This window comes from Hymenobacter sp. FMD4, from assembly GCF_058932745.1.
Genome location: NZ_JBZYWH010000004.1, coordinates 297,433 through 310,750, shown reverse-complemented (window position 1 = coordinate 310,750; position 13,318 = coordinate 297,433). Strand labels below are relative to the sequence as shown.

Sequence of the window (13,318 nt, the reverse complement as noted above, 5' to 3'; positions counted from 1 at the left end):
AGTATCTGACGGGCTGAAGCTCTTGCCCGCTACTGCTATGAAAACTTACTTCTTATCCTCCGCGATGAGCCGCACCGGTGCGGTAACTGGCTGCTTGGCCTGCGGCTGCTACTTTGGGGCACACATGCTGCCACTGCCCCATTCACTGACTACGCTGCTGGGGTTGGCATTTGGACCCTTGCTAATGGTGGCTTTTCTGGGCCTGTACGATTACCTCGGAGCAAAGCAGCCGATTCCAGCCCTGCGCATCGCCTATGTGTTTGGCATCGTGGCGGGTGCGCTCGTTACAGCTTTCCTGATCATTCAGCTCACCAGTAGCGCGTGGTACACAATGGCTTCGGGTACTGCAACCACTGCCGAAGCCCGAGAAACGGTGGGACTTGTCTACCTCGGCATCGGCCGGCTACAGCTGGCACTGGATGTCGCCTGCAATCTGTTCATGACTGTGTCGGTACTGCTGCTGGGGCTCGGGACGTTTCAGCATCCGTCGTTTGGGCGCCTGCTAGGTATAGCTGGAATGCTCAGCGGCACGTTCCTGCTGATGCTGACCCTGAGCACGTTTCTGCTGCCGCCGGCTGGATCGGGTCCCTTCGACGTTCGCTCACTGGTAGGCGCGTGGCTGCTGGTAGTATTTGTCCGGTTGAGCTGGCTGGTATTTGGCCGACAGGGCAAGCTGCTCGCATTCCAGTAGCTAGTCGGCATGAAATCCGCCGAAAACATGGAGGCTTCCTTCCTAACTTGCCGGGCATGTGCACGCTGCAGCCTCGCAAACTATTCATTTCTTACGGCCTTGGTGGCCAGGTCTGTCGGTCCTAATGCCAGCTGCTCATCGTATTCTCTTGGTGTTGCTGGCACTCATCAGCGTGCTGGCTACGGCGTTGGCTGCCGAGCACGGCTTTTTCTGGGACGCCGTGCTTCAGGCCTCGCGCTACGCCCAATGGTATTACCAGACGGGCTTTCAGCGTCTGCTCGTGCCCGAGGCCTACGATGCGGGTCATCCGCCGTTGTTTGGTGTTGCGCTGGCGGCAGCTTGGCACTTGGCTGGCCAAACGCTGGCTGTCAGTCATTGGGCTATGCTGCCGCTGGTGCTCGGGGTGTTGTGGCAGCTTTACCGCCTGGCACGGCGTTTACTGCCGACTGCCTGGGTAGTGCCAGCGCTGCTGCTGCTGTGGCTTGATCCAACTTGGCTGGCCCAAAGCACCTTGGTGTCGCCTGACGTCGCCCTGTTGTTTTGCTACCTGCTGATTTTGAACGGCCTGCTATACCGGCGTCGGCTACAGATTGTGGCGGGTAGTGTGCCGCTGGTGCTGCTTAGCTCCCGCGGCACGCTGCTGCTGATGGCATTGGTGCTGACGGAAATGCTGCTGCATGCCCCGGCTTGGTGGCGGCTCCGCACGCGCCCGCAGGCTGCTTGGCAGATGGCGGTTAGGCGTCTGCTGCCGCTGCTCCCGGCTGCGTTGCTAGCAGCGGCCTGGCTCGCAGTGCACTATGCCCTCACCGGTTGGGTAGGCTACCACGCCAACTCTTCCTGGGCTCCCAATACCACGCCGGTGGGCTTCACAGGCATCCTGCGCAATGCTGTGCTTATCTCCTGGCGCCTGCTCGATCATGGCCGCATCATGTTATGGCTGACGGCTGCAGTGCTACTGGTCTGGCAGTGGCGGCGCGGCTTCCGGCCCGATGCTGCCTCGTGGCGCCTGCTGGCTATCTGGCTGCCGCCGGTGCTGGTTATCAGCGGTACCATGCTGTGGTACGCCAATCCCATCGGTCACCGCTACTACTTAGTCAGCTACTTTCCGCTGACGCTGCTGGTGGTATACCTGCTTAGCCGCTGGCGCCACAGACCGGCGGGAGCCCCCGGGGTGCTTACCCTAGGGTTGGGCCTAGCGCTGCTCAGCGGCCACTGGTGGGTGTACCCCGACCGCATTGCCAACGGCTGGGACGCTTCTCTGGCTCATTGGCCTTATTTCGACCTGCGTCACCGCATGTTGCAACAGCTCGACGCCCGGCACATTCCGCTGGACAGCGTCGGCAGCAGCTTTCCCAACGCGTATCCCCTGCACGATACCGACCTTACCGAGGAACCGCGGCGGTTTGCCCCTTTAAATTTAAGTCGCAACCAATACGTGCTGCAGTCCAACGTGATGAATCTTGACGACGCCACGCTTGATTCCTTAGCGCAACATTGGCGGGTGATACACGAGGAACGCGCTGGTCGGGTGTATTTCCGCCTGTATCAGCGCTGAGCCTGATTTAAACGCAAAAGCCCGGCAGGTCATCCTGCCGGGCTTTTATCTAAATACGAAGCTCAACTTAAGCAAACTTACGCTCGATAAGCCGGAGCAACTTGTTTACGTGTTCCTCCTTGCGCGTCCACTGGTAGCGTTGGGCCAGGTTCTCGCTCACGTAGCTGCGGGCCGCATCGGCAGTAGGCAGTGAATCCAGGTGCTCGATGGCCGCGTGATATTCCATGTTTTCGCCGTTGAACAGCTCATTGATAAAGCTGAACCGCTGGTTGATGGAAATAGCCCCGCGCAACGACTCAATCTTGGGCTGTGCCTCCGCAATGGTGTTGGTGGCTGGCTTGGTACCTAGCTTCTCGTTAAGCGCCACGGGGCGGTTGCTAGCCAGCTTATCGTTGAGTGTGTTGACGGGCGGTACCGAGGCCACCAACGGTTTGGGCCGCTCGGTGGTGGCAGGCGCTGCTGGTGCCGCAACTGTCTCGGCCACGGGTGTAGGAACCACCACGGCGGGAGCGGGCAGCGCCACCGGCTCCGATACCGCTACTGCCGGTGTTGGCGCGGTGGCGGGCTGGGCCTCAGCTGGTGTTGGTACAGGAGCGGCTGGCTTGGGTTCTTCGGCGGTTATAACTGGCGCTGGAATAGGCGCAGGAGCTGCTGACGGTGAAGCTACGGGGGCGGGTTTGCTGGCACGTAGTTCGGATTCCTTTACGGGCAGCACGGCGCTCAATTCGTCTAGCACGTTGCTTGCCGGCTGGGCTTCCTTGTAATGGGCGCCGCGATAAAGACGGAACCGTTCGATCAGCAACTCACGCTCCTGTACCAGCTCGGCCGGTAGGCTATCGATGTAAGACGCAAACAACGGCTTGTTGACCTCAATGTAGCGCAAGGCGTCGCGGAGCTGAACCGGGGAAGCTGTCGTCTGTTCCTTGGCAAGCAGCTTCGTCTCGAAGATGGCCACGGGGTCCAGAGCAGTGCGCAATGTATCGGCTGCAGCCTGGGCGAGCAGCGGCTCATAAGTCTCCCGCGTCAGCCGAATGCGGCGGGAAAGCAGGTTCATAAGCTGCGTGAGAGCCTGCCGTACGGCCGGATCCTCGTAATCGAAATAGGGGCTGCGCAACCGCGCCATCTCCTGGGTCCACTGCGCCAGCAACTGCTGCACCACGTACAAATTGAGCTGCCGCACGGGGGCCAACCGCAGCACGGTGGGCCCATCAAGCGTGGCACCTACGGGTAGGGTGGCGAAGTATTGGTCGCAGAGGCGGGCGGCCAGCCGGCGGCCATAGGCCAGTAGCTGGTCGTTGCTATACGTATCTTGCATCCTCAAAAAAAGCCTGCTTCAAGTAGGCAAGTTAGCCAAAATGCCTTCACTAACCGTGCGAAACCTGCCCGGCGGGCCTATCAACGTAACTCCGGGCCAGACGTTGCTTCGGGCCTTGCAGGAAGCTGGTCATGACTGGATGCATGCCTGCGGCGGCCGCGGTCGTTGCACCAGCTGCCGCATCGAACTGCTAAGTGGGGCCGAGCACCTGGCGCCGCCCTCCGTGCACGAACTGCGCTACCTCTCTACCGGCCGCCTCGCGCCCACCGCCCGTCTGACCTGCCAGGCCCAATTACCTAGCGGAGAAGTTACCGGGCGCGTGCCGGAAGCCACGAAGCTGCCTCACGTGACTTATTTAAGTGACAGGTAACAAGTGTAGTACAGAATAAGGACAAGTCTTTTAGGGCAACTGCAAGCTGGCCGAATCAGTACCAACCTGTCACCTGTCACCTGTCACCTGTCACCTGTCACCTGTCACCTTATTCCGCCAGCACTTCCGATAGCACGTCGAGCGAGCGAACGTCGCCGAGGCCTTCTACGTGGAGCTGGTAGTAGCGCAACAGGACGCCCAGCAGCTCGCGCCGCACCCGGCCGTTGGGCACGGTGGCTGCTTCGGGCTGATGCAACAGCTGGTCGAAGAAGTGCTCAAACTCCTGAAAGCGCAACACTGTGCTACGCGCCGTACTGTGCTGGTTGACATCGGTGGCAAACGCTACCTGCTCCGTGATCTGCTGGCCCGATTCCGGCCCGAAACCCAGGTAATGCGACAGATGCAACAAAAAGATGAGCGCGAAATTCTCGAAGCCCTGCTGCTGATCATCGAAGCTCACAATGGAGTTGTAGATGTAATCAAACAGTTCGGGGTGCGGTTCTTCCTCGCGCAGGGTGCGGCCGGCTACTTCCGATAGGAACAGCAGCACGCTGCTCTTGCGCATGTCGTACGGGGCCGTGCGCAGCGGGTACAAGCAGCGGTATTCCGACAGACGCGTAAGGCCGCCGCGGGGCGAGACGTACGCCACCATATCCAGCAGCGTAAAGGGCTGAAACAAAGCAATTCGGCCCGGCGGCTTGGCCTTGCGCACCCCGTTTACGATGTAGGACTGCACCCCACGCTCCTCGGTGTAAATGCGCGCAATGATGCTGGTTTCGCGGTACTTAAGGTAATTCAGGACGATGCCCCGGGTCTTGATCAGCATGGGTGGCGATGAGCAGTTAGCAATCAGTACTGAACAATAATACGGGCGAGTACGTGCGGCCGCACCAGCACCAATTGCTACTGATTGTGACTTATTTGGCCAAGACAGCCACTTTCGCAATGCAGCCGTTCTGGCCCTGTGCATCGGAGGTCATCACCAGGTACACACCTGACTGTACCCGGCGGCCATTATAATCGGCGAGGTTCCAGACTACGCTGCCGCCGGTGGCACGGGTTTGGTACACCAGCGTGCCGGTGATATCCGTGATTTTCACCTCGGCGTTGTTGCTCAGTCCCGAGATGCCTACCGGACCGCTGTAGTCGCTGCGCACGGGGTTGGGGAATACCTTGGCGCAATCGGGTTTGCCCTCCGTCACGGTAGCCGAGCCGCGGTAGGAGACCAAGCCGCCTTCGGTGGCCACAAATACTTCGCCGGTGCGGTCGTGCACGGCTACATCCACTATTTTGTTGGAGGGGAGCGGGCTGTTTTCGGTAGTGAAGTGCAGCAAGCTCTCATCGCCGTCTTCGTTGAAAAGCCACAGGCCGTTATCGGTTCCGAACCATTTGCGGTTGCCGCCGTCCACGGCAATGCATTTTACTGCCTCGGTGTAAAGCAGCGGAAAGCCAGTGCCGTCGCCGCGGCGCACGATGGGCGTGCGGAAGCCTGACGCATTGGGTTCGAACACTTGGCCGGGGTCGTTGTAGACGGCAGCGCCAGTCTCCGTAGCCACCCAAATATCTCCGCGTCGGTCCTTGACGATGTCGTAAAGGGAACTGCTGGGAAGTCCGCCATTGGAGCTGGAGAAGTAACGGGAGTTAGCAGTTGCCGGATCATATGCGTTCAGCCCACTGCCACCCAGGCGCGCCTGCGTTGCCCAGACGTGGTTATTGTCGTCGATAACCAAGCGGTCCAGATTCTCCGAGCCGGGAAAATAACCCGTTGCCTGGAGGGTGCCGTCCGATGGCGTAAACTTATATATGCCTGAGGCTTGAGCAATCTGGTGCCGGTTGACCAACCATACATTGCCTTCCTTATCGGTAGTCACGTCTGTTACGCGCACGAAGCGGGAGAAATTAGGGTCGGTGCGGGCCAAGGAGGAGCGGAGTGCGCTGTTGTTGGCGTCGAAGGCGCGTATCTGATCCGGGCCTTTCCACTCAATCAGTCCGTTGGCATAGCTGGCAATATAAAGCGTTCCATCAGGCGTGCGTACGCCGCGGCTTAGATCGGACAGGTAGTGGAACGAAGTTGGCAGCGAGGTTTCGCGAGTGATATTTTGCCAGCGGGCATCGGCGTCGAACTGGTAAAAGGCTCCAGGACGGTTGAGTTGGGCGAATCGGTTACCATAGCCGCCCGCAAATACATCGACCGTGTTGGTCGCTGCATCGGTGGTGATGCTGAAAGCTTGGTTCGAAGCCGGCGCATTGGCCACAAATTTCTCGGGGTTTTGCCCATCCGTGTCCACACGAATGAGGCCGTTGGTGTAGTCGCCCACAAACACGTCACCCTTGTAGGGACGGACGGCATCCTGCAGTTCCGTGAACAGCGGCAGTTGCAGCCGGTTGCGGATGCGGTTGTTACGCGCGTCGAGAATCGTGACGCGCGTGCGCTCGGTAACCAGCAGGCCCGCCGCCGACGAACGCAGCGCCCGGAAGTTGGCGGGGCCATAGCTCATGCCTACCCAGTTGCCGCCCACAGCCCGGTACAGGTCGATGCCGTTCACTCCCGCATATACCTTGCCTTGGTGCGTGACCAGGGTCTGGTAACCGGTGCCAGGGCCGAAGCCGGGAGTACCGCGCCAGTTGCTGAAGTCCAGTAGATTGGTATTCAGGCGGCCGCGCAGCAAGCCTTGATTGGTGGCGGCGTAAATGCTGTCGTTGAGAACGGTGGTAGCAGACACCCGCGGTATCACCCCGCCCGGACCGAAATTGGCGTAGGTGTCGCGAATCTCGCGGCGCTGCAAGTCCACGGCCACGATGCCGAAGCTGGTGCTTAGGTAAGCAATGCGGCGGGCGCAGCTGACGCTGTAAATAGTTTTTTCGCCAGCAATGGCGCGCCGCCGTATGTCGGTAATGCTGGCTACCACCCGGCCGCTAGGCTGCAATAGGTCGATGGTGCCGCTGGCGTACACCACCACTACTTGCTGCGTAAGCGAGTCGAATGCCAAGGTGCGCACGTTCACGTCGGTAAGCCCGTCGCGGCGGGAGAGGCGGGTGAGCGTACTGGTTTGCTTGTCGAAAGCGAAGAAAGCGTCTTCGGCAGCCACATACACCCGCTCGCCGGCATCGGCAATGACGCGTACGCGGTTTGTGGGCAAGTGCAGCTGCCAGTCGCCGTAACCGGCCGTGCGCTGGGCCAGCGTATCGGTTATGGAAGCCCAGCAGAGAACGGCAATCAGCAGGGAGATGCGTAGCAAATTCGTCATACGACAAGTAAATCGGGTAGCTAGTGGCCCGCGCATAACGCCCGAGGTGCGCATTTAGTGCTTGGCGCTGGCGACGGCAGCCGCGGGCGCAGCCCTTTCCTGCTGACCCTCCAGAAAACAGTGCCGGCAGCGGGCTTCGTAGGAGTCTGTCTCGCCCAGCAGCACCTGCTCGGCGGAGGCAATTTTGCGGAACGAGTACGTAGCAATATCGCCGCAGCACACGCACACGGCGTGCACTTTGGTCACGTATTCGGCCACGGCCAGCAGGGCGGGCATGGGGCCGAAGGGCTTGCCGAGGTAGTCCATGTCCAGCCCGGCCACGATGACGCGCACGCCGTGATCAGCCAGCTGGTTGCACACGTCCACCAGTGATTCGTCGAAGAACTGCGCTTCGTCGATGCCTACCACGTCGCAGGACGAAGCGGGCAGCAGCATTTCGTTGGGGAAGGAGACGGGCGTGGAGCGGATGCTGTTCGAGTTGTGCGATACCACGTCCTCCACGTGGTAGCGCGTATCGATGGCTGGCTTGAAGATTTCGACGTGCTGCCGGGCAATTTTGGCGCGGTTCAGGCGGCGAATCAGCTCCTCGGTCTTGCCCGAGAACATCGAGCCAACGACTACCTCAATCCAGCCCCGGCGGGGCAACTCGCGGCCATTGCCGACGCGGGGTTCAATAAACATACTCAGGCGGAATACGGGCGGGGTTCGAAATCCGAAGTTACGCCCAGGCAGGGGGCTTTTTCAAACGGATGCCGAAACTCTAGGTGCTTGGCAAGGGCAGGGCCCCAACAGAAACCGGCCGAAGCCCCTGTAAGTTAGGGCTTCGGCCGGTTGGTTAGTTTACGCGCACAATTTCGAGCTCAAAAACCAAGTCCGTGTTGGGCGGCACCCGGTAGTGACGGTCGTCGTCGGGGTCGCGGGCGCCCTTAGCGCCGTAGGCGAGCGGAGCCGGAATGCGGGCCCACACCCGCGTGCCTTCCGGCAGCAGCGGCAGCAGCTCTTCCCAGCCCGGAATGACCTCGCCGCGGCCCAGCCGGACCCGCAACGGGTGGCCATCGGTAGCGGAAGAGTCAAAATAGAGGCCGTTGGGCAAAAAGCCTGTGTAATGCACCCGCACCAAGCCCTTGGGACCAGGCGTTTTGCCCTGGCCCGGTTGGCGCAACACGTACTTTACCCCGTTGGGCGTGCGCAGCGTATCAGCTGCCTGCGCAGCTAGCCGGGCTTGTGCCGCTGCCTGGCTGGCGAACATGACCAGTAAGCTCAACAAGAAAAAGCAGTGCCACATATGTTGCTTAGGGGAGCACGTCGACTAACTCCAGGTCGAACATGAGGGGCGTGAAGGAGGGGATACTTGGGGGGAAGCCCTGGGCACCGTAAGCTAAGTGTGAAGGAATCAACAGCAGAACTTGGTCGCCTTTGCGCATGTGGTCAACCAACGCTTCATTCCAACCCTCAATGACACCGCCTACAGTGAAGGTAGTGCAGCCGCAAGGGTCGCCGTTGTCTACCGAAGAATCAAAGCGTAGTCCGTTGCTAATAAAGCGTCCGGTGTATTTCGCTTTTACCCGGCCACCGCGCAGTGGCTGGGCACCGTCGGTTTTCTTCGGTGCACGGTACACGATGTACAGGCCCGAGTTGGTGCGGGTGTAGTTGGTGATGTTGTTGGCCTGCAGATAGCCTTGGATAGTGGCGTCATCGATGGGTTTTTGTTCCTCGATGCGTTTCTCCAGCTGCTTCTGGTATTCGGTCTGGGAGCTACTGCAGGCGCCTAGGGCCAGCAGTAAGGGTAACAGGGCCCACAGCAGACGGCGGGCGGGGAGGGAAGTAAGCAAGTGACGCATAGATACAAAGATGAAAAAAAACGGCGGGCGGCCAGCTATAGGAGCCGGCCGCCCGCCGGCGGGTTGCATTACTCAGTAGGTTTAGCGGCCAGCCGGGGCACCACCGCCCGGCATCATGCCCGGTTGCGGAGCCGGAGCAGCCTTGATGTCTACCAATTCCACGTCGAAGCGCAGAACTTCGTCGGCCTGAATATCAGCACCGGCGCCGCGCTGCCCGTAGGCCAGGCCCGAGGGAATCAGCAGGGTGGCTTTGGAGCCTTTGTTGAGCAGGGCAATACCTTCGTCCCAACCGGGAATTACGGCGCCCACGCCCAGCGGGAATTCAATCGGCTTGCCGCCGTTGCCCTTGGCCGAAGAGTCAAACTCTTTGCCATTGAGCAGCGTGCCACGGTAGTTTACGGCTACCGTCTGGCCCGTAGTCGGCTTAGCACCGGTGCCGGGCTGCGTTACCACGTAGTAGATACCCGAAGCGGTTTTCTGAGCTTTCAGGTTGTTTTTCTGCACGTAGTCCTGGATGATCTTGTCATCCTTGGGCTTCTGGGTGTCTTCGTGCTGCTTCATCTTGGCCATGGCAGCCTGCTGGTCGGCCTGCTGAGCAGCCTGAGCGGCAGCTTGGTCCTGGATGGCGTCTACTTTCACGTAGAGCGTCATCGTGTTGCCGTGCTTCTTGATCTGGGGCGGAGCAGGCTGGCCAGTCGTCTTGATGGAGAGCGAGTCGGCATTGAAGCGGAACACGCCCGAGTCACCGGCTTGCAGCAGTGAAATAGCTTCTTCCAGGCCGCCTTTGCGCACTACGTCTTGCAGGGGCACGCGTACAGGGAAGCCCATCTGCTGCTTGCGCGACTGGAACAGCACCGAGTCCTTGGCCGTGCGGTATTCTACGTGCAGCGCGATAATCTGCCCAAGGCGCTTTTTGTAATCTGCCTCGGCCGTTTCGGACTTGATGTCACGGCTGGAGAATTTGCCGCCTTCGTTCTTGAAGACTTTGTATTCGATGCCCGACTTGGTCTTGGCAAAGTTGGCGTCAGCCTTGTTGCAGGCATTCAGCCCGAGGGCGCCTACCACCAGAGCGGCCGGCCACAGAAGAAGGGAATTGCGGAGCATGAAGTAGAAAAAGGGAGAAAATGCGGCTAAAGGTAGCGGTGTTGGGTAGACGAGCGACGTGGGCTACAAGAAATCAGCGACTAAGCGTTGGCTTGAACTGCTTGCGGCTCACCTCGCAGTTCTCTTGCTAAGATCTAAGGAGTAGCCAGCGGCGCGGTTACCAGCTGGGCTTGGTATTCGGGAAGCAGGCTCAGAAACTTCTGCACGGTGGGCCCCAGCGGCTCGTAGCTGATGCCGCCGGCGGCATTGTGGTGGCCTCCGCCGTTGAAGTGACGGCGCGAAAACTCACTGACCGAAAAATCACCCACCGAGCGGAAGGAAATCTTCACGGCTTGTACCCGGTCGATGAGAATGGCGGCAAACACGATGCCTTCGATGCTGAGCGCAAAGTTTACCAAGCCTTCGGTGTCGCCGGTTTTGGAGTTGTACTGGCGCAGCTCGTCGGCTGTAATGGCGATAAACGCGGTGTTGTACTCGCGCAGCACCGTCAGCTTATCCTTCAGCACAAAGCCCAGGAAACGCAGGCGTTCCTCAGAGTGCGAGTCGTATATGCGGCGGTGCACGGCCGACAGGTTGATGCCCGCGTCGAGCAGCTCGGCAATGATCAGGTGCACGTTGCGCGAAGTGCTGGGGTGGCGGAACGAACCGGTGTCCGTCATGATGCCCGCGTACAGGCATTCCCCGATGGCCGGGTCGATCAGGGCTTGGTCGCCCATGTCGCGGATCAACTCAAACACCAGCTCCGCCGTAGCAGCAGCCTTGGGAAAGGAGAAGGCAATGTCGGCAAAGGGCTCCGGCTGCTCGTGGTGGTCGACGAGCACTTTGGTGCCCGGCGCCTGGCGCACGTACTCGCCCAACTCGTTGATGCGGCCCAGAGAGGAGAAGTCGAGGCAGAACAGAACCTCGGCCGTACCGATGATTTCGCGCACCTGCCGGTCGTTGCGGCCGGGTTCGAATACCACTACATCTTCGTTGCCGGGCATCCAGCTGAGGAAATCCGGGTAATCGGAGGGCGTGACCACCGTCACGTGGTGACCTTTTTTGCGCAGGTAACCCGCCAGGCCCAGCGACGAGCCGAGGGCGTCGGCGTCGGGTTTGTGGTGGGTAGTAATGAAAATGTGCCGCGGCTCCCGCAGGAGCTCTTTCAGCGCCGTGACTTCGTGCATTGTCGGCGGTTAGGTGACTGACTTTGCGTTTTTTACAAACCGCAAGGGGCAAATTTCGGGAATGATTCGCAAAGTTGTTCTCCGTCCAACATTTAGGGGCGTCGTTTCGGTTCGGAGGAAGTGAAATAGTAAGGGCGTCGGGAGGGGAGTAGCAGCCGCTTGATTTGGACCAAGTTGTAACCGCAATACTTATTCCCCTACTTTTGCGGCCTCAAACCCAACTCTTCTGTAGCCGCTCCGGCTCCTTATTATTCCTGACGACATGGCAACGAACCGCACTTTCACCATGATTAAGCCCGACGCCGTGCAAGATGGCAACACGGGTGCTATCCTCGCCGACATCGAAAAAGGCGGCTTCCGCATCGTCGCGCTGAAGAAAGTCCTGCTGACGCCCGAGCGCGCCGGTCAGTTCTATGAAGTACACAAGGAGCGCCCCTTCTACGGTGACCTGGTGAAGTACATGTCGTCGGGCCCCATCGTGGCGGCCATCCTGGAGAAGGACAACGCCGTAGCCGCTTTCCGCGAGCTGATCGGCGCTACCAACCCCGCCCAAGCGGCTGAAGGCACCATCCGCAAGAAGTACGCTAAGAGCATCGAAGCCAACGCCGTGCACGGTTCTGACTCCGACGAAAACGCGCAGATTGAAGGCAACTTCTTCTTCGGCAACGACGAGCAGTTTTAGTCTTAGATAATAGAAGTCAGAAGTGCGGCCCTGATTTCACTCTCTGGAGTGAAGATGAAGGTTCACCGGCTTCTCTCTCTGCTTAATTATCACAAAAAGGGCCCCGCTATATGTAGCGGGGCCCTTTTTGTGTATACTGTTTTTAGACCAGTTTTATACTGGTTATGTACCGACGAGCTGTTATCGTCCACCAAAACCGATGCGTGCCTGGCCTGCCGATACGTCGAAAGCGGGAGCCTCGTGGTTGTAAATATCAGCCAAAGCCGTAGCCGAAGCAAGCGGCGTTTGCTGCCCTAGCTTCGTGGCCAGGGCTTGGGCTTTTTCCTGCGCCAATGGCTGGAAGTGGTAGGCCGCAATCAGCCGGCCTTTGCGCAATAATGCACTATCAATGCGCGACAGATCGGTATTGAAGGTGCACACAATCTGAATGTGGAAGCAGTCGGCGAGCAGGCCGTCGGAAAGGTTCAGCAGGTTGCTCACCGCGCTGGAGCCGCCGCTGCCGGCGTCGCGCTTCATCAGCAGGGATTCGGCATCCTCGATGATGAGAATGGAATTGGTGTTGTCGTGCAGCAGGTTGATAAACTCCGGATCAGCAATGCGCGCCGCCAGGTTGGGCGGGATGAACAGCTTGGGCTTGTCGGTGAGGCCGCACAGGTGGCGGATGTAGCTGGTCTTGCCAGTGCCGGGCGGTCCGTGCAAAATCACAATCCCCTTGTCCTGAGGCTGCTGCAGGCGCTGCACAATGGTCTCGTGCACGGGCAGCAGGTCGTCATTGTAATGCGTGGCGAGGTCCAGGGCCGGAATTTTGATATCCAGCGGCATAAACTCCAGGTCTTTGGAGTCGAGACGTAGCACGTGTAAGCGCTGGCGCTCTTGGGTGCCGGTTTCAAGGTGCGCAGCCAGCAGTTCCTGCACGCGGCGTAAGGCCGCGGGTTCGGCTTGGGGTGAGTAAAACAGATGCGCGCCGCGGTCGTGGTACACGCCGTTGTCGTGAAAGACCAGCAATAGGTGCGGAGCCAGGTTGAGCGCGTACAAGCTGAGTTCGGGCTCCTGACCTACCTTCTCCATGTACACCGCGTGGGCCACGGTCGCGGCTTCCAGGTCGATGGTCTCAGCCAAGGCATTGAGCACGAGTTGCCGAGCCTCGGGGCTCGACAACTGGTACATGGTTTTACGGGGCCGCTCGCTGTAGTGCTGATAAAACCACGCGACGGGGATGAAGTAGTATGATTTATCGAACGTCGCCGATAAATCCACCGGGGACGCTGCTGGCGCCGGGGAGTGGGGTAGAGGCAAGGTCATATATGCTAAAGGAAAGCGGAAAAAAGCCACCGCGCCACCGGCCT

Annotated in this window: 13 protein-coding genes; 4 read left to right on the top strand and 9 right to left on the bottom strand. The window is 59.6% G+C overall.

The window, feature by feature from the left end:
• Positions 1-37: 37 nt before the first annotated feature.
• Positions 38-691, top strand: a complete 654-nt coding sequence (locus AC5FXY_RS06690) for a hypothetical protein (RefSeq protein WP_493555872.1) — start codon at positions 38-40, stop codon at positions 689-691.
• A gap of 124 nt (positions 692-815) precedes the next feature.
• On the top strand, positions 816-2,246 hold the full coding sequence (locus AC5FXY_RS06685; protein ID WP_493555871.1) for a glycosyltransferase family protein: 1,431 nt from the start codon (positions 816-818) through the stop codon (positions 2,244-2,246).
• Positions 2,247-2,313: 67 nt separating this feature from the next.
• Here the strand turns inward: AC5FXY_RS06685 and AC5FXY_RS06680 are convergent, their stop codons facing one another.
• Positions 2,314-3,561, bottom strand: a complete 1,248-nt coding sequence (locus AC5FXY_RS06680; RefSeq protein WP_493555870.1) for a DUF8457 domain-containing protein — start codon at positions 3,559-3,561, stop codon at positions 2,314-2,316.
• A gap of 40 nt (positions 3,562-3,601) precedes the next feature.
• Between AC5FXY_RS06680 and AC5FXY_RS06675 the strand changes: the two genes are divergently transcribed.
• Positions 3,602-3,931 carry a 2Fe-2S iron-sulfur cluster-binding protein gene (locus AC5FXY_RS06675; protein WP_493555869.1) on the top strand — a complete coding sequence of 110 codons (330 nt, stop codon included), beginning with the start codon at positions 3,602-3,604 and terminating at the stop codon, positions 3,929-3,931.
• Between the two features lie 109 nt (positions 3,932-4,040).
• Here the strand turns inward: AC5FXY_RS06675 and recO are convergent, their stop codons facing one another.
• From recO to AC5FXY_RS06640, 7 genes are all read right to left on the bottom strand, one after another.
• Entirely contained in the window at positions 4,041-4,757 is a 717-nt protein-coding gene (recO, locus tag AC5FXY_RS06670) for a DNA repair protein RecO (RefSeq protein WP_493555868.1), read from the bottom strand.
• 91 nt (positions 4,758-4,848) lie between these two features.
• Positions 4,849-7,179 (bottom strand): type IX secretion system anionic LPS delivery protein PorZ, encoded by a 2,331-nt coding sequence (gene porZ, locus AC5FXY_RS06665; RefSeq protein ID WP_493555867.1) that lies wholly within the window; start codon positions 7,177-7,179, stop codon positions 4,849-4,851.
• Between the two features lie 54 nt (positions 7,180-7,233).
• Positions 7,234-7,860: a thymidine kinase gene (locus tag AC5FXY_RS06660; protein WP_493555866.1), complete on the bottom strand. Its 627-nt coding sequence runs from the start codon at positions 7,858-7,860 to the stop codon at positions 7,234-7,236.
• Between the two features lie 154 nt (positions 7,861-8,014).
• Positions 8,015-8,428, bottom strand: a complete 414-nt coding sequence (locus AC5FXY_RS06655) for an FKBP-type peptidyl-prolyl cis-trans isomerase (RefSeq protein WP_493555865.1) — start codon at positions 8,426-8,428, stop codon at positions 8,015-8,017.
• A gap of 43 nt (positions 8,429-8,471) precedes the next feature.
• Positions 8,472-9,020, bottom strand: a complete 549-nt coding sequence (locus AC5FXY_RS06650) for an FKBP-type peptidyl-prolyl cis-trans isomerase (RefSeq protein ID WP_493555864.1) — start codon at positions 9,018-9,020, stop codon at positions 8,472-8,474.
• Positions 9,021-9,101: 81 nt separating this feature from the next.
• Positions 9,102-10,124: an FKBP-type peptidyl-prolyl cis-trans isomerase gene (locus tag AC5FXY_RS06645; RefSeq protein ID WP_493555863.1), complete on the bottom strand. Its 1,023-nt coding sequence runs from the start codon at positions 10,122-10,124 to the stop codon at positions 9,102-9,104.
• A gap of 134 nt (positions 10,125-10,258) precedes the next feature.
• On the bottom strand, positions 10,259-11,290 hold the full coding sequence (locus tag AC5FXY_RS06640) for a DHH family phosphoesterase (protein ID WP_493555862.1): 1,032 nt from the start codon (positions 11,288-11,290) through the stop codon (positions 10,259-10,261).
• Positions 11,291-11,552: 262 nt separating this feature from the next.
• Between AC5FXY_RS06640 and AC5FXY_RS06635 the strand changes: the two genes are divergently transcribed.
• Positions 11,553-11,972 carry a nucleoside-diphosphate kinase gene (locus tag AC5FXY_RS06635; RefSeq protein WP_493555861.1) on the top strand — a complete coding sequence of 140 codons (420 nt, stop codon included), beginning with the start codon at positions 11,553-11,555 and terminating at the stop codon, positions 11,970-11,972.
• Positions 11,973-12,152: 180 nt separating this feature from the next.
• Here the strand turns inward: AC5FXY_RS06635 and AC5FXY_RS06630 are convergent, their stop codons facing one another.
• Positions 12,153-13,274: an AAA family ATPase gene (locus AC5FXY_RS06630; RefSeq protein WP_493555860.1), complete on the bottom strand. Its 1,122-nt coding sequence runs from the start codon at positions 13,272-13,274 to the stop codon at positions 12,153-12,155.
• Positions 13,275-13,318: the final 44 nt, after the last annotated feature.

Coding starts and splice junctions, on each gene's coding strand:
- AC5FXY_RS06690 (WP_493555872.1), top strand. CDS start 38: ATGAAAACTTACTTCTTATCCTCCGCGATGAGCCGCACCGGTGCGGTA.
- AC5FXY_RS06685 (WP_493555871.1), top strand. CDS start 816: ATGCCAGCTGCTCATCGTATTCTCTTGGTGTTGCTGGCACTCATCAGC.
- AC5FXY_RS06680 (WP_493555870.1), bottom strand. CDS start 3,561: ATGCAAGATACGTATAGCAACGACCAGCTACTGGCCTATGGCCGCCGG.
- AC5FXY_RS06675 (WP_493555869.1), top strand. CDS start 3,602: ATGCCTTCACTAACCGTGCGAAACCTGCCCGGCGGGCCTATCAACGTA.
- recO (WP_493555868.1), bottom strand. CDS start 4,757: ATGCTGATCAAGACCCGGGGCATCGTCCTGAATTACCTTAAGTACCGC.
- porZ (WP_493555867.1), bottom strand. CDS start 7,179: ATGACGAATTTGCTACGCATCTCCCTGCTGATTGCCGTTCTCTGCTGG.
- AC5FXY_RS06660 (WP_493555866.1), bottom strand. CDS start 7,860: ATGTTTATTGAACCCCGCGTCGGCAATGGCCGCGAGTTGCCCCGCCGG.
- AC5FXY_RS06655 (WP_493555865.1), bottom strand. CDS start 8,428: ATGTTCGCCAGCCAGGCAGCGGCACAAGCCCGGCTAGCTGCGCAGGCA.
- AC5FXY_RS06650 (WP_493555864.1), bottom strand. CDS start 9,020: ATGCGTCACTTGCTTACTTCCCTCCCCGCCCGCCGTCTGCTGTGGGCC.
- AC5FXY_RS06645 (WP_493555863.1), bottom strand. CDS start 10,124: ATGCTCCGCAATTCCCTTCTTCTGTGGCCGGCCGCTCTGGTGGTAGGC.
- AC5FXY_RS06640 (WP_493555862.1), bottom strand. CDS start 11,290: ATGCACGAAGTCACGGCGCTGAAAGAGCTCCTGCGGGAGCCGCGGCAC.
- AC5FXY_RS06635 (WP_493555861.1), top strand. CDS start 11,553: ATGGCAACGAACCGCACTTTCACCATGATTAAGCCCGACGCCGTGCAA.
- AC5FXY_RS06630 (WP_493555860.1), bottom strand. CDS start 13,274: ATGACCTTGCCTCTACCCCACTCCCCGGCGCCAGCAGCGTCCCCGGTG.